The 18640-nt window shown below is 63.7% G+C and carries 22 protein-coding genes; 4 read left to right on the top strand and 18 right to left on the bottom strand.

The genetic code is table 11. The features are described from left to right. Positions 1–132 precede the first annotated feature (132 nt). The gene (locus tag J8I29_RS27560; RefSeq protein WP_209434111.1) at positions 133–915 is read right to left on the bottom strand and encodes a L,D-transpeptidase; all 783 of its coding nucleotides are present in this window, start codon (positions 913–915) and stop codon (positions 133–135) included. 251 nt (positions 916–1166) lie between these two features. On the opposite strand from J8I29_RS27560, the gene J8I29_RS27555 reads away from it, so the two are divergent. Continuing rightward, a complete protein-coding gene (locus tag J8I29_RS27555; RefSeq protein ID WP_209434110.1) occupies positions 1167–2288 on the top strand; it encodes a glycosyltransferase family 61 protein in 1122 nt (373 codons plus the stop codon). An 84-nt stretch (positions 2289–2372) separates the two neighbouring features. Here J8I29_RS27555 and parC read toward each other — a convergent pair whose 3' ends face one another. Further along, positions 2373–4622 (bottom strand): DNA topoisomerase IV subunit A, encoded by a 2250-nt coding sequence (parC, locus tag J8I29_RS27550; RefSeq protein ID WP_209434109.1) that lies wholly within the window; start codon positions 4620–4622, stop codon positions 2373–2375. Positions 4623–4803: 181 nt separating this feature from the next. Here parC and J8I29_RS27545 point away from each other — a divergent pair, with 181 nt between their 5' ends. Further along, on the top strand, positions 4804–5820 hold the full coding sequence (locus J8I29_RS27545; protein ID WP_209434108.1) for a patatin-like phospholipase family protein: 1017 nt from the start codon (positions 4804–4806) through the stop codon (positions 5818–5820). A gap of 58 nt (positions 5821–5878) precedes the next feature. On the opposite strand, the gene J8I29_RS27540 is transcribed toward J8I29_RS27545, so the two are convergent. From J8I29_RS27540 to J8I29_RS27530, 3 genes are read right to left on the bottom strand one after another with little or no spacing between them, the layout of a single operon-like run. Further along, entirely contained in the window at positions 5879–6460 is a 582-nt protein-coding gene (locus tag J8I29_RS27540; RefSeq protein ID WP_209434107.1) for a DUF4865 family protein, read from the bottom strand. Positions 6461–6471: 11 nt separating this feature from the next. Beyond that, on the bottom strand, positions 6472–6870 hold the full coding sequence (locus J8I29_RS27535; protein WP_209434106.1) for a cupin domain-containing protein: 399 nt from the start codon (positions 6868–6870) through the stop codon (positions 6472–6474). Then, on the bottom strand, positions 6867–7265 hold the full coding sequence (locus J8I29_RS27530; protein WP_209434105.1) for a tautomerase family protein: 399 nt from the start codon (positions 7263–7265) through the stop codon (positions 6867–6869). The genes J8I29_RS27535 and J8I29_RS27530 overlap by 4 nt, the downstream gene beginning before the upstream one ends. A 117-nt stretch (positions 7266–7382) precedes the next feature. Between J8I29_RS27530 and J8I29_RS27525 the strand changes: the two genes are divergently transcribed. Beyond that, positions 7383–8309 (top strand): LysR substrate-binding domain-containing protein, encoded by a 927-nt coding sequence (locus J8I29_RS27525; RefSeq protein WP_209434104.1) that lies wholly within the window; start codon positions 7383–7385, stop codon positions 8307–8309. Between the two features lie 48 nt (positions 8310–8357). Here the strand turns inward: J8I29_RS27525 and J8I29_RS27520 are convergent, their stop codons facing one another. From J8I29_RS27520 to J8I29_RS27480, 9 genes are all read right to left on the bottom strand, one after another. Further along, positions 8358–8786 carry a CBS domain-containing protein gene (locus tag J8I29_RS27520; protein ID WP_105862885.1) on the bottom strand — a complete coding sequence of 143 codons (429 nt, stop codon included), beginning with the start codon at positions 8784–8786 and terminating at the stop codon, positions 8358–8360. A 166-nt stretch (positions 8787–8952) separates the two neighbouring features. Beyond that, positions 8953–9399, bottom strand: coding sequence for a c-type cytochrome (locus tag J8I29_RS27515; protein WP_209434103.1), 447 nt, complete (start codon positions 9397–9399; stop codon positions 8953–8955). Next, the gene (locus tag J8I29_RS27510; RefSeq protein WP_209434102.1) at positions 9396–9992 is read right to left on the bottom strand and encodes an SCO family protein; all 597 of its coding nucleotides are present in this window, start codon (positions 9990–9992) and stop codon (positions 9396–9398) included. The genes J8I29_RS27515 and J8I29_RS27510 overlap by 4 nt, the downstream gene beginning before the upstream one ends. 14 nt (positions 9993–10006) lie before the next feature. Continuing rightward, positions 10007–10492 carry a copper chaperone PCu(A)C gene (locus tag J8I29_RS27505; RefSeq protein ID WP_209434101.1) on the bottom strand — a complete coding sequence of 162 codons (486 nt, stop codon included), beginning with the start codon at positions 10490–10492 and terminating at the stop codon, positions 10007–10009. A gap of 72 nt (positions 10493–10564) precedes the next feature. Then, on the bottom strand, positions 10565–10939 hold the full coding sequence (locus tag J8I29_RS27500; RefSeq protein WP_209434100.1) for a hypothetical protein: 375 nt from the start codon (positions 10937–10939) through the stop codon (positions 10565–10567). A 262-nt stretch (positions 10940–11201) separates the two neighbouring features. After that, the gene (gene dksA / locus J8I29_RS27495) at positions 11202–11621 is read right to left on the bottom strand and encodes an RNA polymerase-binding protein DksA (protein ID WP_105862881.1); all 420 of its coding nucleotides are present in this window, start codon (positions 11619–11621) and stop codon (positions 11202–11204) included. Positions 11622–11736: 115 nt separating this feature from the next. After that, positions 11737–12759 (bottom strand): TIGR01620 family protein, encoded by a 1023-nt coding sequence (locus J8I29_RS27490; RefSeq protein WP_209434099.1) that lies wholly within the window; start codon positions 12757–12759, stop codon positions 11737–11739. A 7-nt stretch (positions 12760–12766) separates the two neighbouring features. After that, a complete protein-coding gene (locus J8I29_RS27485) occupies positions 12767–14242 on the bottom strand; it encodes a YcjX family protein (protein ID WP_209434098.1) in 1476 nt (491 codons plus the stop codon). Between the two features lie 198 nt (positions 14243–14440). Next, positions 14441–14983, bottom strand: a complete 543-nt coding sequence (locus J8I29_RS27480) for an XRE family transcriptional regulator (RefSeq protein WP_209434097.1) — start codon at positions 14981–14983, stop codon at positions 14441–14443. A gap of 81 nt (positions 14984–15064) precedes the next feature. Between J8I29_RS27480 and J8I29_RS27475 the strand changes: the two genes are divergently transcribed. Beyond that, positions 15065–16186, top strand: a complete 1122-nt coding sequence (locus J8I29_RS27475; protein WP_105862878.1) for an aminotransferase — start codon at positions 15065–15067, stop codon at positions 16184–16186. Positions 16187–16222: 36 nt separating this feature from the next. Here the strand turns inward: J8I29_RS27475 and J8I29_RS27470 are convergent, their stop codons facing one another. The 4 genes from J8I29_RS27470 to J8I29_RS27455 form a co-directional block, all read right to left on the bottom strand. Further along, on the bottom strand, positions 16223–16681 hold the full coding sequence (locus J8I29_RS27470) for a YccF domain-containing protein (protein ID WP_209434096.1): 459 nt from the start codon (positions 16679–16681) through the stop codon (positions 16223–16225). 123 nt (positions 16682–16804) lie between these two features. After that, complete coding sequence (locus tag J8I29_RS27465) at positions 16805–17314, bottom strand: histidine phosphatase family protein (RefSeq protein ID WP_209434095.1); 510 nt, start codon at positions 17312–17314, stop codon at positions 16805–16807. Between the two features lie 7 nt (positions 17315–17321). Continuing rightward, positions 17322–18098, bottom strand: coding sequence for a M15 family metallopeptidase (locus tag J8I29_RS27460; RefSeq protein WP_245197429.1), 777 nt, complete (start codon positions 18096–18098; stop codon positions 17322–17324). 8 nt (positions 18099–18106) lie between these two features. Then, on the bottom strand, positions 18107–18640 hold a 534-nt coding region (locus tag J8I29_RS27455; protein ID WP_209434094.1), incomplete at its 5' end, for a YARHG domain-containing protein.

Genomic DNA, 18640 nt, shown 5'->3' with positions numbered 1-18640 from the left:
AGGTACCGAAACGACGCGTCCAGACAATGTGCTAGAGCGTTTTGCGATCAGACGGAGTCACCTAGAATCGCAAAGACGCGTCAGAACAATGAGTTAGAGCAAATTAGCGTTCACGCTTGAACGCGCTTTGCTCTAGAGCACCACCACCTTGGTGCCGACCCCGACCCGCTGGTAGAGGTCCATCACATCCGGGTTGGCCATGCGAATACAGCCGGAGGAGACCGCCCGGCCGATCGTGTTCGGCTCGTTGGTGCCGTGAATCCGATAGAGCGTGGAACCCAGATAGAGCGCCCGAGCGCCCAGCGGATTGTTGAGGCCGCCTTCCATGTGATCGGGCAGTTCGGGACGACGGGCGATCATCTCCTTGGGCGGCGTCCAGCTCGGCCATTCGGCCTTGCGGCTGATGGTTTCCGTGCCCTTCCAGGTGAAACCCTGCTTGCCGACGCCGATGCCATATCGAAGCGCCGTGCCGTCGTCCTGCACCAGATAGAGCCGCTTCTCCTTGGTCGAGATGACGATGGTACCGGGGCTGTAGCCGGAGAAGGGCACCACCGTGCGCGGGATCGGAGACTGCGCCAGCATGGCCTGCTCGTCATCCTTAACACCGGGGTCGAGATTAGGGGAGATGCTGTTGGGATCGATCGAGGCCTGGCGCTGCGGACGCCGGCCCGGCGTCACATCGCCATCTTGGTCGCCATAATAGCCATAGGGATCCTCCTGATAGTCATAGGGCTCCTCGAAATTGCGATCCGCCCGATAGGTTGGCTGAGGTTCCCGCCACTGGCGCGGACGGGAGAAGCCGTCGTCCTGATAATAGCCGTCCTCCGGAGGATAGCCCCACTCCTGGGCCTGGGCCGTCCCTGCGATCGTCAACAGGGCAAAAACGGATAAGAGTGCTTTTCTTGCAATCGTCATGTCGAGAACCACACGTCCCGGAAGAACGCCCGGGGTTGCGCCCTGCAGGGCAATGCAAGGCAAGATGGCTGTGACAATCTCGGAAACGGCGGGCGTAATTGTGGCAATGGCAGCGGCAGAAAGTCGCTATTTTTTAACCCTTTGTTCAGTGTGTATTCACATGGGATCGCTCGTCCTTGCGGAACGTGATGTTGATCACTGGCCGCGAGTTGCTTATCGAAAGCACCTTCCATGCCTTGAGGGCAGCCAGCATGAGTATTGCAACGGTTCCGATATCCGCCCTGGCCGCCTCGCCTTCCGCCGAAGCAGCGGCGCGGGAGTGGCGTGGTTTTCTCGAATTTCGTCCGTCCCAGGAGGCAGCGAAGGCCCGCCCCGCCCATCTGCTGGGTGAAGGCGGCAAGCCAGGCTGGGTTTACGATCTCCATTGGAAGAAACCGAGAACGACGGTCGATCCGATCGGCTGCTTCCTGCTGCGCGACATCGAGGTCTGGCGCCCCGGCATCCTCGTCCAGGATGGACAGGTTGTCGACGACGCCAATCTGTCCACCGATGTCGCTTTATCCATGACCCGTGCCGATGCAGGCTTTCCATCGCGCTTCGCGGAGCGGGCTCAGGCAAGGCGTGTCGACCGCCCCGCCCTTATCGTGGCCGGGCCCGGTCACGCCATCTGGGGCCATTGGCTCGTTGAATTCCTGCCGCGTGTTGCCATCGCCAGCCGGTTGCTTCCGCCGTTGCGCGAGGAGTGGGTCATCCCGCTGCCGCATGATACGCCCGTCTGGGTCGAAGAGTTGCTGCTGGCGGCCTGCAATGTCCGCCGGGACGCCATCCTGCGCTATGCACCGGGGCAGGAGCGATTGCTCTTCGAGCGCGCGGTGATACCGACCTTCTGCTTTTCCGGCGAGTATACCTTCCATCCCTATATGCGTGAGTTCTACGGGTCGCTGGCCCCGGCCTTGGGGGCGGCCCGCCGGCGTCTGTGCCTTTCACGCGGCGGTCCCGCCCTCTCGGCCAATCGCCCCTTCGCGCAGCGCGATTTCTTCGAGCAGGAAGCCAGGCGGCGTGGTTTCGAGATCATCCGCCCCGAGGAACTGAGCCTGGTCGACCAGATCGCAACGCTGTCGCAGGCTTGTGCTCTCATCGGCGAATATGGCTCGGCGCTGCATGGTTCCGTGTTTGCCGGGCCGGGAACCGTGATCGGCTGCATCGGGCATTGGAATGCCATCCAGATGCGTTTGGGCGAAGCGTTCGAGCAGCAAGGGGTCTACCTGACGCGCGGATGCCTCTGGCCGGCCGCAGGCAGGCCGATGTCCATCGACGCGAGCCTCGAGGACATCGAGAGTTTCCTCGATCGCGTGACCTCTCTGCTGGACTGAGGCAATCCGGCGCTCCAATGCCAGGCTTTGCGACCCAACAGGCTTCAATCAAACCGCAAAGTACTTGAGAGCAGCCGCGCAGCTTTATTTGCCCGTGAACCTGTTGTTCTTGGGAAAGCCCTTGGGGGGCAAACGCCCGGCATCGGCACGATTTCCGGTCCATTCTACCAGATCGGTCACGGTCCAGGTCCGGTCGGAGGAATCGCTCCAGGTCAATCCCTGCGCCTTGTCGAAAACGCGCGCATCGGAGAGGCCTCCATCCTTGTATTTCTGCAGCCTTACGCCCCTGCCCCGCGCCATCTCGGTGATCTGGTGCAGCGGGAAGATCAGCATTTTGCGGTTCTCGCCGATCACGGCGACCGTGTCGCCGATGGCGGGCACGATCAGCTTGGCTTCCGTCGGCGCATCGACATTCAGGACCGACTTGCCCTTGCGGGTATTGGCCAGGATATCGTCCTCGGGCACCAGGAAGCCGCGTCCGTCGGTCGCCGCGATCAGCAGCCGGCGTCCGCCCTGATAGGCGAACACGTCGACGACGTCGGCGCCCTCGTCGATATCGACCATCAGGCGGATCGGCTCGCCCATGCTGCGGCCGCCCGGGAGCTTCGAGGCCTCCAGCGTGTAGACCTTGCCATTGGTGGCGAGGATGAGAAGCTTGGCCGTCGTCTCGGTCTGGAAGCCGAGCTTGAGCCGGTCGTCAGCCTTGAAGCTGAGCCCCGAAAGATCGCTGAGATGCCCCTTCTGGGCGCGGATCCAGCCCTTTTCCGACACGATCACGGTGATCGGCTCGCGCTCGACCATCGCCTCGGCCACCACCGACAGATCGATGGTGCCCGCCTTGGACGCATCGATGTCGGTGCGGCGCTTTCCGAGCGGGGTGTCCGGGCCGAACTTCTTGGCGACTTCGCTGACCTGCCAGCCCACCGTCTTCCACTGCAGCGCCTCGGAGGCCAGCAGTTTCTCGATGCCGACCTTCTCCTTGGCGAGATCGTCGTGCTCGCGCCGAAGCTCCATCTCCTCGAGCTTGCGCAGATTGCGCAGGCGCATGTTGAGGATCGCCTCGGCCTGCACATCCGACAGATCGAAGGCCTTGATCAACTCGTCCTTCGGTTCATCCTCGTAGCGGATGATGCGGATGACCTCGTCGAGATTGAGATAGGCGACGATATAGCCGGCCAGCACCTCCATGCGCTTCTCGACGGCCGCGAGGCGGTATTTTGAGCGGCGGACCAGCACGACGCGGCGATGCCCAAGCCATTGCTGCAGCGCCTCGCCGAGGGAGAGAACGCGCGGCACTTGGCCGTCGACCAGCACGTTCATGTTGAGCGGAATGCGGCTTTCGAGCTCCGAGAGCTTGAACAGCGATTCCATCAGCACGGCCTCGTCGACATTGCGCGACTTCGGCTCGATGACGATGCGCACGTCCTCGGCCGATTCGTCGCGGACGTCGCCCACCAGCGGCAGCTTGCGCTCTTCAAGAAGCTCGGCCAGCTTCTCGATCAGGCGACCCTTCTGCACCGCCCACGGAATCTCGGTGATCACGATCACCCAGGTGCCGCGCCCGAGATCTTCCTTGTGCCAGCGCGCCCGCACCCGGAAACCGCCGCGGCCGGTGCGGTAGCTTTCCTCGATCGAGCCGGCGCTCTCCACGCAGATACCGCCGGTGGGAAAATCGGGGCCTTTGACGAATTGCAGCAGATCCGACGTCGAGGCCTTGGGGTTCTCGATCAGATGCAAGGCTGCCTGGCAGAGCTCATAGGCATTGTGCGGGGGAATCGAGGTCGCCATGCCGACTGCGATGCCCTGCACGCCATTGGCGAGCAGATTCGGGAAGGCGCCGGGCATTACCACCGGCTCCTCGTCCTCGCCATTATAGGTCGGGCGGAAATCGACAGCGTCCTCGTTGATCCCTTCCAGGATCAGCGTGGCCACCTCGGTCAGCCGCGCCTCGGTGTAGCGGTAGGCCGCGGCATTGTCGCCGTCGATATTGCCGAAATTGCCCTGCCCATCCACCAGCGGATAGCGCTGGGCGAAATCCTGCGCCAGGCGCACCAGCGCGTCGTAGACCGCCTGGTCGCCATGCGGGTGAAACTTACCGATGACGTCGCCGACCACGCGGGCGCACTTCTTGAAGGCCTGGTCGGGATCCAGGCGCAGCAGGCGCATGGCGTGCAGGATGCGCCGATGCACCGGCTTCAAGCCATCGCGCGCATCCGGCAAGGCTCGTTGCGTGATCGTCGAGAGCGCATAGGCAAGGTAGCGCTGCTCGAGCTCCTCGCGCAGATTGACCGTCCTGACTCCATCGCCTTCCGGCGGATCGTCCATCTCATCCATGCGGTTGACTTACCGAAAGTGCCTGATTCGGAGCAAGTCGTAGACCTTATGATACAGGGCAAATCGTCCGATCACGTGCTATTGTAGCGCCATTGAGGGTTCCATCCCTGTTCTATCCGGATGGATTGCCCATATTTTCTTATTGGGTCCAGTGGCGTATTTCTCGGGTCAGGAATGCATCATGTTTCAGAGTTTGCCGTGGCGAGGTCAGGGTAACGTGGCGGAATTGCCTCCGCCTCCGCAGGACGAAGTTGTCAAGCCGCCGCGCCCAGTTCTGGGTCTTGCTCTGGGCGGGGGCGCCGCGCGGGGATTTGCCCATATCGGCGTGATCCGCGTGCTGGTCGAAGCAGGCTACGACGTCGACGTCATCGCGGGCACCTCGATCGGAGCGGTGGTCGGCGGCTGCTATATTGCCGGCAGGCTCGACGACATCGAGGAGTGGGCCCGCAGTCTCACCAAGCGCCGTGTTCTCAATTTTCTCGATCTCAATTTCGGGGGCAGCGGGCTGATGTCCGGCACCAAGCTGGCCCTCCTCCTGCAGAACGGGCTCGATGGCATGCAGATCGAGAATTTGCGCATTCCCTTCGTGGCGATCGCCACCGAAATCGGCCCGGGCCATGAAATCTGGCTGACGCGCGGCAATCTGGTCACCGCCATGCGGGCTTCCTATGCCCTGCCGGGCATTTTCGAGCCCGTGCGCATCGGCGGACGCTGGCTGATGGACGGCGCACTGGTCAACCCCGTGCCCGTCTCGGCCGCGCGCGCCCTCGGCGCCCGGGCGGTGATCGCTGTCAATCTCAATGGCGAGTTGACCGGCCGCGGAGGCGTCATCCATACGTTCGGCGCCACCTCGAACGAAATGGACGATCCGCCGGTGCCCGTGCGCAAGCGCAATGGCCTCGGCGCCGCCACTTCGATGGTCCGCCGCGGCTTCGGCTTCGCCCGGCCAAGCGAGGCACGCCAGCGGCGCAACTCCCCCGGCATCCATACGGTGATGATGGAAGCCTTCAACATCACCCAGGATCGCATCTCGCGCTCGCGGCTGGCCGGCGATCCCCCCGATGTCTCGATCGGGCCGCGCCTCGGACGAATCTCGCCCTTCGATTTCCATCGTGCCGCCGAGGCGATCGACATGGGCGCCGAGGCCGCCTTGAAGTCCCTCGACGACATCAAGGAAACCATGGCGGCGCTGGCCTAGCTCCGTTCACGCGGCGCAAGCCTCCCGCCTCCAACGGCGCGGAGGACCGGCAGCCGCATCATTGGGCGGCGAACAGACCGGCGCCGCCGGGCCTCGACAGATGCAGCACCTGATAAACCGTCCCCACCTCGCCGGGCGGCTCGCGATCCCACAGGCGAAACACCGTCAGCTTCCAGTCGGTCGGATCGACCGCCAAGGCCGACAGGCAGCTACCATCCCCGGCAGCTTCAAGGGCCAGTTGCTCGCGTGCCTCGGCGATGGCACTCGCCGGATCGCTGTCGGCCGCGATCGACTGCTCCCGCAGTGTCGCGAAGCGGGCTTGGGACAGCGATGACGGGCCGGGCAGGCAGGAAATTCCAGCCCCGCGCCGCACCGACGGCCGGCCGAAAGAGGCGACGAGGCCGGCAAAGCCTCCGCCCTCCCAGAGAAACCGGCCCATGCCCTCGGGCGAAACCCAGAGATAGAAGGGGGCATAGAGGTTGACTGTGGAGCCGCGCACGCCCCTTTCCCGGATCAGATAGGCCTTGAGCCCCAGCCCCGGAAAATCGTCGAGCAAGGGACCCTTGCTGGCGACCCGGGCACGGATGATCCCCATGTCGTAATCGGCCGGCAGGGTGATGGCATAGTGCATCGCTTCCATCGGGGCTCTCCTCATACCGGCTCGTGCCAATCGACGGCCCGGTCGTTCTGCAGGGCCTGGACGCTGACATAGACGAAGGCATCGACCTGGCCAGCTCCGTGCCAATGCAACTCCCCGGGCGCGAACCAGACCGCGTCGCCCGGATCGAGTTCGACGAGCGGGCCGTTGCGCCGCTGCGCCAGGCCGCTGCCGCTCACCGCCAGCAGCAATTGTCCGAGGGGATGGCTGTGCCAATGCGTGCGCACGCCCGGATCCAGCATGGCGCGCATCGCCGTGGGCTCGCCATCCCGCGCTCCCGCGATCAGATGTTCCACCCGGAAAGGCGCGGATGCGATACCCTCAGGTGCCATCTCTATCGCCCCGCCGGCCCGGATTACGGCCATCTCGCGGGGAAGGCCCGGCCCGGTCATGCCGGTACCTCTTCCACCGCCATCTGGGTGAGGCCATTGCTGAAGGACCAGCCGTCGCGTTCGGTGGTGGTGACGACGACCATGACATCGTCGGGGCGAAGGCCCGGCGCCTGCCCGAGCAGTTCCACCACGCGCCGGTAGAATTGCTGCTTCACCGCCGTGCTACGCGGACGCCCGGCCGTGATGGCGATGAGCACGAAATCATCGGAACGCTCGCCGCTGAAATAGCCGCGGTCGTAGACCAGCGCCTCCGGATCGAGCTGTTCGATGACCTGGAAACGGTCGGCCGGGGGAACCTCGAAGGCTTCGACCAGGGCGCGATGCAGATTGTCCGACAGGGCGCGGAGATAATCGGGAGATTTTCCCTTGCGGAGCGAAATGCGGGCGAAAGGCATGAGTGATGTCCTCGACTGCAAGGCCTGCTGCCTTGACCAGATCATCATGTCACCGCATATTCATCCTGAAAATCAGGAAATATTTGATATATAATCCTGAAAAACGGGATAATTCTCATGCGTCTGGTCAATTTCGATATCGACGTCCTGCGCAGCTTCGTCACCGGCATGGAACTGGGCAGCTATGCCCGCGCCGCGGACCATCTCGGCCGCTCGACCTCCGCCGTGAGCGCCCAGCTCAAGAAGCTGGAAGAACAGGCTGGAACCGCCCTGTTCCGCCGGGCCGGTCGCGGCCTGGCCCTGACCGAGGCGGGCGAAACGCTGCTGACCTATGCGCGCCGCCTGCTGGCTCTCAACGACGAAGCGGTATCCGCTCTGAGCGGGGCCGATCTTGCCGGCCATGTCCGCTTCGGCGTGCAGGAGGATCTGGGAGAAACGCTGCTGCCGCAAATCCTCGGGCGCTTCGCACGCGCCCACCCGAAGACACGCATCGAAACCCGGCTTGCCCGCAACGCCGACCTGCTGAAACGGATCGCCAGTGCCGAGCTCGACCTCGCCATCGCCTGGGGAGACCAAACAAGAGAGGCTCCGGCGGCCATGGCCGGCGAGCATCTCGCCGATATCGCCATGCGTTGGATCGGCCCCCGCGGCGGCCTGCCCGGGCAGCGCCCCGGCGATCGGCAGCCACAGCCGGATGAACCATTGCCGCTGGTGATGTTCGAAGCCCCATGCCTCTTCCGCAGCGTCGCGACCGAAACGCTGGACCGTGCCGGCATTGCCTGGCGTATCGCGGTGACGAGCACCAGTCTGGCCGGTCTATGGGCGGCCATTTCGAGTGGGCTGGGCGTGACCCTGCGCACCGAGATCGGGCTGCCGGGCCATCTTGCCGCGCTCGGCGAGGAAAGCGGGCTGCCGACGCGGCTGCCGATGCTGCCGCTGCTGCTGCACCGCACGCAGGCGCAGCACAACGCCGCCACGGATCGACTGAGCGAAATCATGAGGGAGAGCCTGAGCCAGCCTCTCCTTCCGAAAAAGGTCGCGTGAGCGATGCCGGGGCAAGCCACCTCCGCCGGATCACAAAATACTTTAAGGTCAGGCCGTAATATATTCTCGCATCGCCTTGGCCTCCGCCTCCATTTCGGCCAGGCGGAACTTCACCACGTCGCCGATCGAGACGATGCCGACCGGCAGGCCATTTTCGACCACCGGCATGTGGCGGAACTTGCCGGAAGTCATCCTTTCCATGATGTGGGGAATGGTGTCCTGCTCGTGAACGGTCTCGACCTTGGCCGTCATATGCTTGGAGACAGGATGTTCGAACCCTTCGGCCGAAGCCTTGGCCAACGCGCGAACGATATCGCGCTCCGACAGGATGCCGGCGATGCTGCCGTTCTTGTTGGTGATCAACACCGCGCCGATGCGCTTTTCGGCGAGCGTCCGCGAAGCGTCGGCAATGGTGGCGTCCGGCGACAGAGTGACGATGTCGCGGCCCTTGCCCTTCAGGATCTGTGCAACGGTCATGGGTACTCTCCTCAGACTGAACGTGCGCCTGCAGCGTCTTGATCTTGGGGGAGAATCCCGACGAGGGACGACCAGCCCCGTCCATGATGATGGCGTCTGCACGCCCATCGCGCAAGGGGCTGGTTCGAATGCAACCATTTGGTGAATCGATTTACGGATCGAGCCCTCAGGAGCCCGAGCCGGCTTTCAGAATGAACTCGACCAGGGCCTTGCGCCGGTCGGCATCCTCCATTCCGGGATAGATCATGCGGGTGCCCGGCACCACGGCCTGCGGCGCGGCGATGAAGCGGTCGAGCGTTGCGGCGTCCCAGGTCAACCCGCTCGCCCGCATGGCCGGCGAGAAAGGATAGCCCTGCAGCGTGCCGGCCTTGCGGCCTGCAAGCCCCTGCAGGATCGGCCCCGTCGCCGAGCGCGCGCCGCGCCCGATCTGGTGGCAGTGGGCGCAAGGTTCGAACACCGGGTCGAAGGTTGCGTCCGGTGGGCGGATGTCGGCAACGGCTTGCGCAGGCGGTGGAGGCGGCGCGACCTCGCCGACGGAACGCAAGGCAATGAAAGTCCCGACCGCAACACCACCGAGTGCCGCGGCCAGACCGAACCAGACGAGCCTGTTCACGAGGTGAGCGCGCGGCGCATCTTTTCCAGCGCCTCCTCACGGGGCGCCTGGTAGTCGATCAGCGTCACCAGTTCGCCCTTGGCGTTCATCATGTAGACCGCCGTGGAATGATCGAAGGTGTAGCCGTCCCCCTCCCCGACCTTCTTGGCGTAGACGCGGAATTTCTTGATGATGTCGGCCACCTGCTCGGGCGTGCCGGTGGCGGCGGTGATGCGCGGATCGAAGCTTTCCAGATAGGTCTTGAGCAGTTGCGGCGTATCGCGTGCCGGGTCCACCGAGACGAACACGACGTTGAACTTGTCTCCGTCAGGCCCGAGCGCCTTGAGGCGGTCGGTCATGTCGGTCAGCGTGGTCGGGCAGGCATCCGGACAATTGGTGTAGCCGAAGAAATAGGCCGTCGGCTTGCCCAGGAAAGTGGCCTGGGTCACCGGCTTGCCATCCTGATTGGTCAGGCTGAAATCACCGCCGATAAAGCTGGACTGGGCCGTCGGCTTGCCGCCCATGCTCTGCAGGGCGAGCACGCCGGCCGCCGCCAGCACGGCGAGCAACGCAACGAGAACCACCAGTTGCAGACGATTGGATTTGAGGGCCATGGACGCCTCCCATCTCAATGGTTGCTGTGGTCAGCCTGCGCAGGCTGCTTGGCGCCGATGGCCTCGACCTTGAATTTCACCGGCACCGCCCCGGCTTTCTCGAATACGAGCGTGCCGTCGATGGACTGGTTGGGCTTGAGCTGCTGCTTGAGCCCCGTGAACATCAGATGGAAGGATGACGGGCTGAGTTCAACCTTGCCGTGAGCAGGAATTTCCAGTCCACCTTCGACGGGCGCCATCTTCATGACGCCGTCCTGGTTCGACATCTGGTGGATCGAAAAACCGGAGGATACCGAGAAACTGCCGCCGATCAGCTTGTCGGGCTGATCGCCCGTATTCTCGATGATGGTGTAGCCGCCTGCCACCGGAGCCCCCTGCGGCGTGGCCCGGGTCCAGGGATGGGCGATCTGGAGCGTGCCGGCCTTGTAGTCATGGGCGAGCGCGGGAAAAGCGAGCGCGGAGGAAAGCGCGAGAGCGCCGAAAAATGGAGCGAGTTTCATGGGGAATACCTGAACGGAATCGAGCAGCCCTGCACAGGCTGCAGAGAAGGGCGGGCGAAAGCGATGAACCGTTCAGCCTATCGGCGGTCCGCGTGGCCAGACAGGCCTGTGGTCCTGCCGGATTGCCGCGAAAAAGCCCTGTGGGGGGCGGCGCCTGACGATCTGCGGGAAGCGGATGATGCTGGCGACCGCAAGGGCCTGCGGCAGCACCGGCGCCAGACGGAGTGCGCATTGGTCACAGGAGTGGCCGCCATGGACCTTGCCGCCAGCGTCTGCATCACCCAACTGGCAGACCGTCACGATCGTGCCGGCGATGACGACGGTCGCGGTGCCTCCCCGGTTCTCCTCGCTTGCCAGCGAACCACCCATGCCATTGAGCAGCAGCCCAAGGGCAAGCAAGGCGGCCAGGCATTGCCGCAGCAATGGGAGGTGGCGGGACAGAACCATGGCCGCATATGCAGCTAAGCCATCGCCGAAAGTCAAGGCGGCGCCATGGCGCATGAACAGCCCGGGCCAAGGCGGGCCATCAGGCATCCCCGAAAACAAAAATGCCGGTCTTCTCAGCTCCATCGCCCGATGAAGCTGAGAAGACCGGCAGTCGACAAATCTCTTGAGCTCAACGCATTCATGCCTGAACGCGCGCTTGCCTCACTCGCCTGTTTCGATGCGTCCACGCGATTCCGGAATGACCCGGCGATCGTCGGGCGCTCTAGTCGTCGCGATAGACACGCTCGCGGCGCTCATGCCGTTCCTGGGCCTCCAGGGACAAGGTCGCGATCGGCCTGGCGTCAAGACGTTTGAGCGAGATCGGTTCGCCCGTTTCTTCGCAATAACCGTAGGAGCCGTCATCGATACGGGCAAGAGCCGCATCGATCTTCGAGATCAGCTTGCGCTGGCGATCCCGGGCTCGCAGTTCGATGGCACGATCCGTTTCCGAAGAGGCACGATCGGCTAGATCGGGGTGGTTCTCGTTCTCGGCCTGCAGATTGGCGATGGTATCCTGCGCTTCGCGCAGGATGTCGAGCTTCCAGGCATTGAGCTTGCGCCGGAAATAGTCCCGCTGACGCTCGTTCATGAAAGGCTCGTCGTCAGTCGGCCGATAATTGGTATCTACACTCAATGAAGTCATGTAAGAATCCCAACACTCCGCTACTGGGCGAGAGGTCTATAGTCGCAGTGACGCGTTACGACAATGCTCTTCGTTGTCACCGATTCGTTGAAAACGATAAAGTTGTGCACATGGCTTAGCCGGCCGCGTCCTCCTTGCTCTTTAGAATGAGGCCTCCGGCGACGTCCGTCACACCCGGCCTCGGCAAGGCATCGAAGGGCATCGGCCGGGAGGCCATCATGGCCGCAAGCCCGAGGCGTGCCGTCAGGATGCCGTTCAGGACGCCTTCCCCAAGCTTGGCCGATATGCGCGAGGCCAGGCCATGGCCGAGAGCTTGGCTGATCAGGGAATCGCCGGCGGCCATCCCGCCGGTGACGGCAAGATTGCCGAGGGCATGGCGCAGGAGGCGCATCATGCCCAGCCCGCCCGGCCGCCCCCCATAGAGGGTCGCGAGCCGCCGGATCACGCGTAGCGTCTCCGCCCCCACGAAAAACATGTCGACCACGGCGCGCGGGCTGACAGCGGTGACCAGCGACACCCGCTTGGCCGCATCGGCAATGATCCGCTGGGCCTCCGCATCGAGCGGTCCCATCAGTTCGCGCTCTGTGACCCTGATCAGGTCCGCACCGTCGACGATATCGCCGGCCGCCGCCTCCACTGCCGCGCGGGCCCTGGCCATGCGCGGATTGGCGGCATAGAGCTTGACGAGATCGCGCGACAGCCCGCGTGCCGCGTCGCGGTCATCCTTGGCAATGGCCAGCAGCGCCCTGTCGTGCAGATGCTCGATGCGCGACAGCCGCATCAAGCCGGTGATCTCGCGGATGGCGATGACCGCGAAAGCCAACGCCGCCAGCCCGGCGAGGCCAGCGCCGAGCCAGCCGAGCCAGCCGGCATAGGAAAAGAGGTCGTCGATCAGCTTGGTAAGAGAAAGGCCGATAGTCAGGGACACGAGCCCGCCCACCGCCGACCAGAACAAGGTGCCCCAGCGCGAACGGTGCGGCCGTTGCGGGACGGGTTCGGCAGCCACCTCCTCGAAAATTTCCGGTTCGGGCGTCACCACGACATGGCCGCGCCGCATCGCAGCCGCAACCGGCGTGTCGGCCATCACCACATTGGGGTCGTCGAGGCGGAAGGCGCGCGGCTTGCGGGGTTCCGTCATTATTCACTCACGCCAGTTTGTCACCGATCAGGAATTCGAGTGCCCGGTCCAGGCGAATATGGGGAAAGATCTGGCCGTCTTCCAGCCTCGGCGGCCGGAAGCGGATGAAACGGTAGTCGACCCCGCCTTCCCGGAGGTTTTCGAGACCGTTGAAGCCGCCCCCCGAGAACACGGCATTGGGGTCTTCGGGCAGTTCGCCCGGGAACACGGCGATCTCGGCCTCGCCATCGAAAACCTCGTCGGCCGAGCGCTCGCCGGCCATGGGCGTACCGATGATGCAGGGCAGGTTCTCGCGCCCCTGCTTGACGCTGGCCTCCCTGGTGGCGCGAATGGAGGCGAGTGCCACCACATCCACGCTGGCCCCCGAAAAGGCGGCCCGGCCGATGGCGCCATCCGCCATCTTGCGCAGGATCGCCTCGAGCCGGTCATGGCTGGTGTGATGGAGATGGTCGGCCTTGGTCGCGGCGAACAGGATCTTCTGGATGCGCGGCCGGAAGATCGCCGACCACCAGTTGTTCGCGCCCACCCGGAAGGCCGACAGCACCGACGTCAGGGCAGTCTCGAGATCATGCACGGCCTGGGGGCCGGCATTGAGGGCGGACAACGCGTCGACCAGCACGATCTGGCGGTCGAGCCGGGCGAAATGATGCGTGAAGAAGGGGCGCACGATCTTGTGCTTATAGGCCTCGAAACGTCGCTCCATCATGGCATGGAGAGAGCCGGCCTTGACCTCCCCGGCCCTGGAGAGATCAAGCGGCGCGAAGGTCAGGGCCGGCGAACCGTCTAGATCGCCCGGCAGCAGGAAGCGCCCCGGCGGCAGGGTCGAGAGCGCGAAGCGCTCGTCGCGCCCGGCTTTGAGATAGGCGGTGAACAAGGCCGCCGCCTCGCGCGCCAAAGTCTCGTTCTCCGGGGCCGCCGGATCGAGCCTGGCCAGTATTTCGTGCCAAGGGCCGGCAATGGCCAGGCGCGATCCCTCGCGGCTGGCGGCAATCGTCTGCGCCGACCATTCGGCATAGCTCATATTGAGCAACGGCAGATCGAGCAGCCATTCGCCGGGATAGTCGACGATGTCGAGGGTGAGACGCGACATGCCGGCGGCAAAGCGCCGGTTGGACTGGAAATCGATGACCAGACGCAGTTCCGAGATCTGGCGCGTCGAATCGGGCCAGCGCCGCGCCGGGCCAGCCAGATCCGCCAGATGGGCTTCGTAGTCGAAACGCGGCACGGTGTCGTCCGGCTGCGGCGACAGGGAGGAGCCGGCAATGCGTCCCTCGGCCTGCGCACGGAACACCGGCAGGCGGCCTCCCTCGACCAGGGCCTGCACCAGAGCGGTGATGAACACGGTCTTGCCGGCGCGCGAAAGGCCGGTGACGCCAAGCCGGACGGTCGGATTGAAGCTCGACGCCGCGAAGCCCGCCAGGCTCTTGGCCGCGATCAGCGCTTCGTCGAACACGGACATCCAGGAGGAGGCTTGTGGCGGCATGGTCCGCATCACTTAAGGGCAAGCGCGGCAAAATTCCAGCACTCGTCCTGAAACCCGCGACGACAACCGTCAGAGGCGAAGAGGCCGACGAGACGTCCGCGGTCCCCGTCTCGGCGCTACCCTCGTGAACCGAACAAGGTTTGCGCAGGAACCTCCGCGGCTGGGACCGCCGACGTCTCGTCCGCCTCTTCGCTTCCGTCACGACACCACATTACGCACGAAGCGCACGACGCCCTGCCCCGCATTGACGTAGCTGTAGGATTGCGAACTGTCGAAGATCAGGAAATCGCCTGTCGTGACGACCTTGCCGCCGCCGGCCGTCTCGACGATCAGCACGCCTTCGACGACGTAGAGTATTTCGCGCCAGCCTTCGGCGTCCGGTAGCGCGTCATAGCGATCGCCGGCGCCGAGGCTCCAGATCCAGAGCTCCGCAGTGTTTCGCGCCGGAGCAGCCCCCAGGAAAGCGGCGCGGCTGTCGGGATGCATCCCACGCCAGCCGAGCTGGTCGACGCGCTGATTGCCGGCCTGGCCCGGATCGCGGACAATGGTTCCAAAATCCACGCCGAGGACACCGGCCAGCCGGTCGAGATTGGCCAGGGAGATATTGGCGTCCCCGGCCTCCACAGCCACGATCAGCCGCCGGCTGAGGCCGCTGGCTTCCGCGAGAGCCGCCTGGCTCAATCCTGCCGCCGCGCGCAGGCGTCTGACATTGGCCCCGACATGGACGAGCACATCCGCCATTTCATCTCGTTCCTTGACTGCGCAATATAATGCACATATGAATGAGCAATATAATGCGCAACAGGCAGGACGGCAATCGGCATGAAAATTCGCAATTTCGGCGTCGAGATTTGGATGAACGGGTATGAGAACCATTGTTCACACAATCTGGCGGAGACCTGCGTCGAGTCGCTGACAATCGCGCAATTGCTCGAGATCGCAGGCAAGCCCCGCAGCGCCCTCGAAGACCTGCTCGCGATGAAGATGACCTATGGTGCCATCGAGGGGAGCGATCGGCTGCGTGCCGCCATCGCGGCGACCTATGCCAGGCAGAAGATCGAGAACATCGTGGTGGCCCATGGCGCCATTGGGGCCAATGCCCTGGTGCATGAGACCCTGGTCGACCCGGGCGACCGCGTAATTTCGGTGCTGCCGACCTATCAGCAGCATTACTCGATCCCCGCCAGTTACGGCGCCGACGTACAGATCCTGAAACTGCGCGAGGAGAACGGCTTCCTTCCCGATCTCGAAGAATTGCGCCGCCTCGCCCTCCCCGGCACCAAGCTGATCGCCATCAACAACCCCAACAATCCCACCGGCGCTCTGATGGACGAAGCCTTTTTGAGAGAGATCGCCGCCATCGCCCGCGCCTGCGGCGCCTATGTGCTGTGCGACGAGGTCTATCGCGGCATCGACCAGGAGGGCGAGGGCTTCACCGCCTCCATGGCCGATCTCTACGAAAAGGGCATCAGCACCGCCAGCATGTCCAAGGCTTATTCGCTCGCGGGCCTGCGCCTGGGCTGGATCGCAGGGCCCATGGATCTGATCCACGCCGTTTCCGTCCATCGCGACTACAACACCATCAGCGTCGGCATGATCGACGATCATTTCGCCACCATGGCGCTGGAAAATCGCGACAAGGTCCTGGCACGCAGCCGCTCGATCGTGCGCGGCAATCTCGCCATTCTCGATGCCTGGATCAGGGACGAGCCGCGGATCAGCTATATCAAGCCTCGCTCAGGCACCACGGCCCTCCTGAAATACGACCTCCCCATCGCTTCGGAAGCCTTCTGCATCCGCCTGCTGGAGCGCACCGGCGTGCTGTTCACGCCTGGCAGCGCCATGGACATGGAGGGATATCTGCGCATCGGCTATGCCAATGCCAGCACCGTCCTGCGCGAGGGCTTGGCACGCGTGAGCCAATTCCTGAAAGAGTTCGACTAACACGCTGTCATCCAGCGCATTATCGGCATTGCCTGTTTATCGGCGTCTCAGTGTCTCGACGCGCGCTTGCGCGCTGTTTTGCCGAGCTGCCTCGGCCACCTCCCTGGAGACGATGGTCTGCCCGATCGGGGCAATGGCGATGCCGGCAAGCTTGAGATGCTGGATGCCGAAGGGAATGCCAATGATGGTGATGAAGCAGAAAAGCGCCGAGCAGACATGGCCGATCGCCAGCCAAAGGCCGGCGAAGACGAACCAGATCACATTGCCGATCAGGCCGAGGCCGCCGGTACCGATATCGTCCCTCTGATAGAGTTCGCGCCGGCTGATCGCCTCGCGCCCGAACGGAAAGAAGCAGAAATTCGAGATCGTTAGGCAAGCCCGTCCCCACGGAATGCCGACGATGGTGATGAAGGCAAGCAGGCCGAGCAGAAACCAGGCGATGCCAAGAACGACGCCCCCGAAGACGAACCAGATCAGGTTCCCGATCAATCGCATAAGCTTCTCCTTCCAATCTCCTGCATTTGCAAGAAAATCAGGCGAGAATTTGCTCTAGAGCAAAGCGCAGCTTCTCCAGACCGCACTTTCTCCAACTCTATGTTCCGTCAAATCGCAACCGCTCTAGCGATCCAGCATCTTCGGCGAAAGGAACAAGGCCAGCGTGGCCTGGTGGCCGGCAATCCCGGCCCAATCATCGAGCTCGAAGTCGAGAACGGCAAGCGCGGCCGTAGGAAATTTGCCGCTGAGCGGGTCGGCTGCCGTCCCCGCGCCCCGCGTGAGGAAGGCCGCGATCTGTTCCAAGCCGGGATTATGCCCGACGACCAGTAGCGTCTGCACGTCGGGCGTCACCGCCCGGATCACGCGCAATATCGTTTCCGGCGGCGCCTCGTAGATCGCCCGTTCGAAATGCAGCGTATGCGGCCGCAGGCTACCTTCGATCAAGGCTAGCGTCTCGCGTGTGCGGCGAGCAGTCGAGACGACCACATGATCGGGCAACAGGCCGCGGCGTGCGATCTCCCGTCCCATGCGTGGGGCGTCACGCTGCCCCCGCGGCGCAAGGGGGCGCTCGTGATCGGAAACGCCGGCGGGATAGTCCGACTTAGCGTGCCGCAACAACATCAGACGCTTCATCAATCAATCACTTGGAATTCTTTGCCAACGATATGATTTCAGGCCTGTATTCGAAATGCATGGTGTCGTAGTGGTACCATTTCCCACCCCAGATGAAACCGTGCTTTTCGAAAACCTCGACAATCTCCATCGGGATGCGGTTCTTGTAGGAAACCTTGTCCGTCTCTTTCTTGGCCCCGCCCCAGCGCCAATAATCGGTGAACTTCACATTGATGTCGATCGCCGCAGCATAGGCATGCATGCTCATGCGTGACGTGCCGGCGATCACGCGGCAGTTGAAAGTACCAGCCGAAGGCTTGAGATAGACATGAAATTTGGCCGGCAGGGCTTCGAGGTCGCGCGAGACGGCTTCCAGCCGATCGGCAACGCCGTTGGCGGTGGTTACCCGCAGCGAACCGCCGCCCAAGCGGGGAAGCCACTGGATGGTCTTGAGCTTGACCTGGCCTTTCGTGCAATCCCCGTACATGGCATCGAACAGCGCCTGGTTGCGCGCGCGGCCGGGATCGTCTGCCGGCGTGGCCGGCCGCTTGTAACCGGCCCCGAGCGTATAGGGCATGACGAACATGTCCCGGATATCCGCCTTCTCGATGCGCTGTTGCGGCGTCTTGTCGGCGGCGCCGTCGGAAAGCGCGATGTGCTGGCCATTCTTAAGGATGAGATCCTTGGCGTCGTAGCCCGCAATGAAGTCGGGATAGGCCGCCACGAGGACATCCAAGGCCGGGTCGGCCATCGCCGTCGACACGAGCGTTGTCGACAGCCCGAAGGCCAGCATTCCGGCACGCATGACACTTCTCATTGACCAGCCTCGGCGCGCTGGATCAGAGCGACATTGGCTTTCTCGACGGCGCTGAGTTCGACATTCCAGGTCCAGGGGCGGTACCAGGAGAATTGGGAAAAATAGGCGCGCAATTGCGTGTCCTTCATATAGCGGCCGCGGCGCGCATAGATTTCGTTGCGGGCCAGGCGCAATTGCTGTCCGGACAGGCCCGAAATATCGTTCCAGTTCAATCGCCTGGTGCCTGAATCCGGCAAAATGAATTCAACCTGGTTGTTGCGGGGCGCAGGCGTGGGTTCTACCGGCTCGACCGCCGCCTGCTGCTGTAGCTCGGGCTGCGCCTGGGGCTCCACGACCGGCTGGGGCGCTGGCTGAGCAGCAGCTTGAGGTTCGACCTCTATTGCCTTGACCGGCTGCGGCGTTTCCACTTTTCCGGCCATGGCGAAGGAGCCGATGATGGCTTCGTTCACCCAGGGGGTCTGGCCGCCCTGGGTCGACTGGTCGACATCGGCCCGGACCTGGCCGAACATCTGGCGGATGTCGAGGCCGGG

The organism is Labrys sp. LIt4, assembly GCF_017813775.1.
GTDB classification, from domain to species: Bacteria; Pseudomonadota; Alphaproteobacteria; order Rhizobiales; family Labraceae; genus Labrys; species Labrys okinawensis_A.
The sequence above is the reverse complement of the archived record's forward strand: the minus strand, read 5'-3'. Positions and strand labels throughout refer to the sequence as shown.

Excerpts from the sequence above, each read along its gene's own strand:
- parC (WP_209434109.1), bottom strand. The coding sequence starts at position 4,622 with ATGGATGAGATGGACGATCCGCCGGAAGGCGATGGAGTCAGGACGGTC.
- J8I29_RS27520 (WP_105862885.1), bottom strand. The coding sequence starts at position 8,786 with ATGACCGTTGCACAGATCCTGAAGGGCAAGGGCCGCGACATCGTCACT.
- J8I29_RS27470 (WP_209434096.1), bottom strand. The coding sequence starts at position 16,681 with ATGCGATTGATCGGGAACCTGATCTGGTTCGTCTTCGGGGGCGTCGTT.
- J8I29_RS27525 (WP_209434104.1), top strand. The coding sequence starts at position 7,383 with ATGCGTCTGGTCAATTTCGATATCGACGTCCTGCGCAGCTTCGTCACC.
- J8I29_RS27460 (WP_245197429.1), bottom strand. The coding sequence starts at position 18,098 with ATGCGTGCCGGAATGCTGGCCTTCGGGCTGTCGACAACGCTCGTGTCG.
- J8I29_RS27555 (WP_209434110.1), top strand. The coding sequence starts at position 1,167 with ATGAGTATTGCAACGGTTCCGATATCCGCCCTGGCCGCCTCGCCTTCC.
- J8I29_RS27500 (WP_209434100.1), bottom strand. The coding sequence starts at position 10,939 with ATGGTTCTGTCCCGCCACCTCCCATTGCTGCGGCAATGCCTGGCCGCC.
- J8I29_RS27505 (WP_209434101.1), bottom strand. The coding sequence starts at position 10,492 with ATGAAACTCGCTCCATTTTTCGGCGCTCTCGCGCTTTCCTCCGCGCTC.
- J8I29_RS27510 (WP_209434102.1), bottom strand. The coding sequence starts at position 9,992 with ATGGCCCTCAAATCCAATCGTCTGCAACTGGTGGTTCTCGTTGCGTTG.
- J8I29_RS27530 (WP_209434105.1), bottom strand. The coding sequence starts at position 7,265 with ATGCCTTTCGCCCGCATTTCGCTCCGCAAGGGAAAATCTCCCGATTAT.
- J8I29_RS27475 (WP_105862878.1), top strand. The coding sequence starts at position 15,065 with ATGAAAATTCGCAATTTCGGCGTCGAGATTTGGATGAACGGGTATGAG.
- J8I29_RS27560 (WP_209434111.1), bottom strand. The coding sequence starts at position 915 with ATGACGATTGCAAGAAAAGCACTCTTATCCGTTTTTGCCCTGTTGACG.
- J8I29_RS27545 (WP_209434108.1), top strand. The coding sequence starts at position 4,804 with ATGTTTCAGAGTTTGCCGTGGCGAGGTCAGGGTAACGTGGCGGAATTG.
- J8I29_RS27535 (WP_209434106.1), bottom strand. The coding sequence starts at position 6,870 with ATGACCGGGCCGGGCCTTCCCCGCGAGATGGCCGTAATCCGGGCCGGC.
- J8I29_RS27490 (WP_209434099.1), bottom strand. The coding sequence starts at position 12,759 with ATGACGGAACCCCGCAAGCCGCGCGCCTTCCGCCTCGACGACCCCAAT.
- J8I29_RS27480 (WP_209434097.1), bottom strand. The coding sequence starts at position 14,983 with ATGGCGGATGTGCTCGTCCATGTCGGGGCCAATGTCAGACGCCTGCGC.
- dksA (WP_105862881.1), bottom strand. The coding sequence starts at position 11,621 with ATGACTTCATTGAGTGTAGATACCAATTATCGGCCGACTGACGACGAG.
- J8I29_RS27465 (WP_209434095.1), bottom strand. The coding sequence starts at position 17,314 with ATGAAGCGTCTGATGTTGTTGCGGCACGCTAAGTCGGACTATCCCGCC.
- J8I29_RS27485 (WP_209434098.1), bottom strand. The coding sequence starts at position 14,242 with ATGCCGCCACAAGCCTCCTCCTGGATGTCCGTGTTCGACGAAGCGCTG.
- J8I29_RS27540 (WP_209434107.1), bottom strand. The coding sequence starts at position 6,460 with ATGGAAGCGATGCACTATGCCATCACCCTGCCGGCCGATTACGACATG.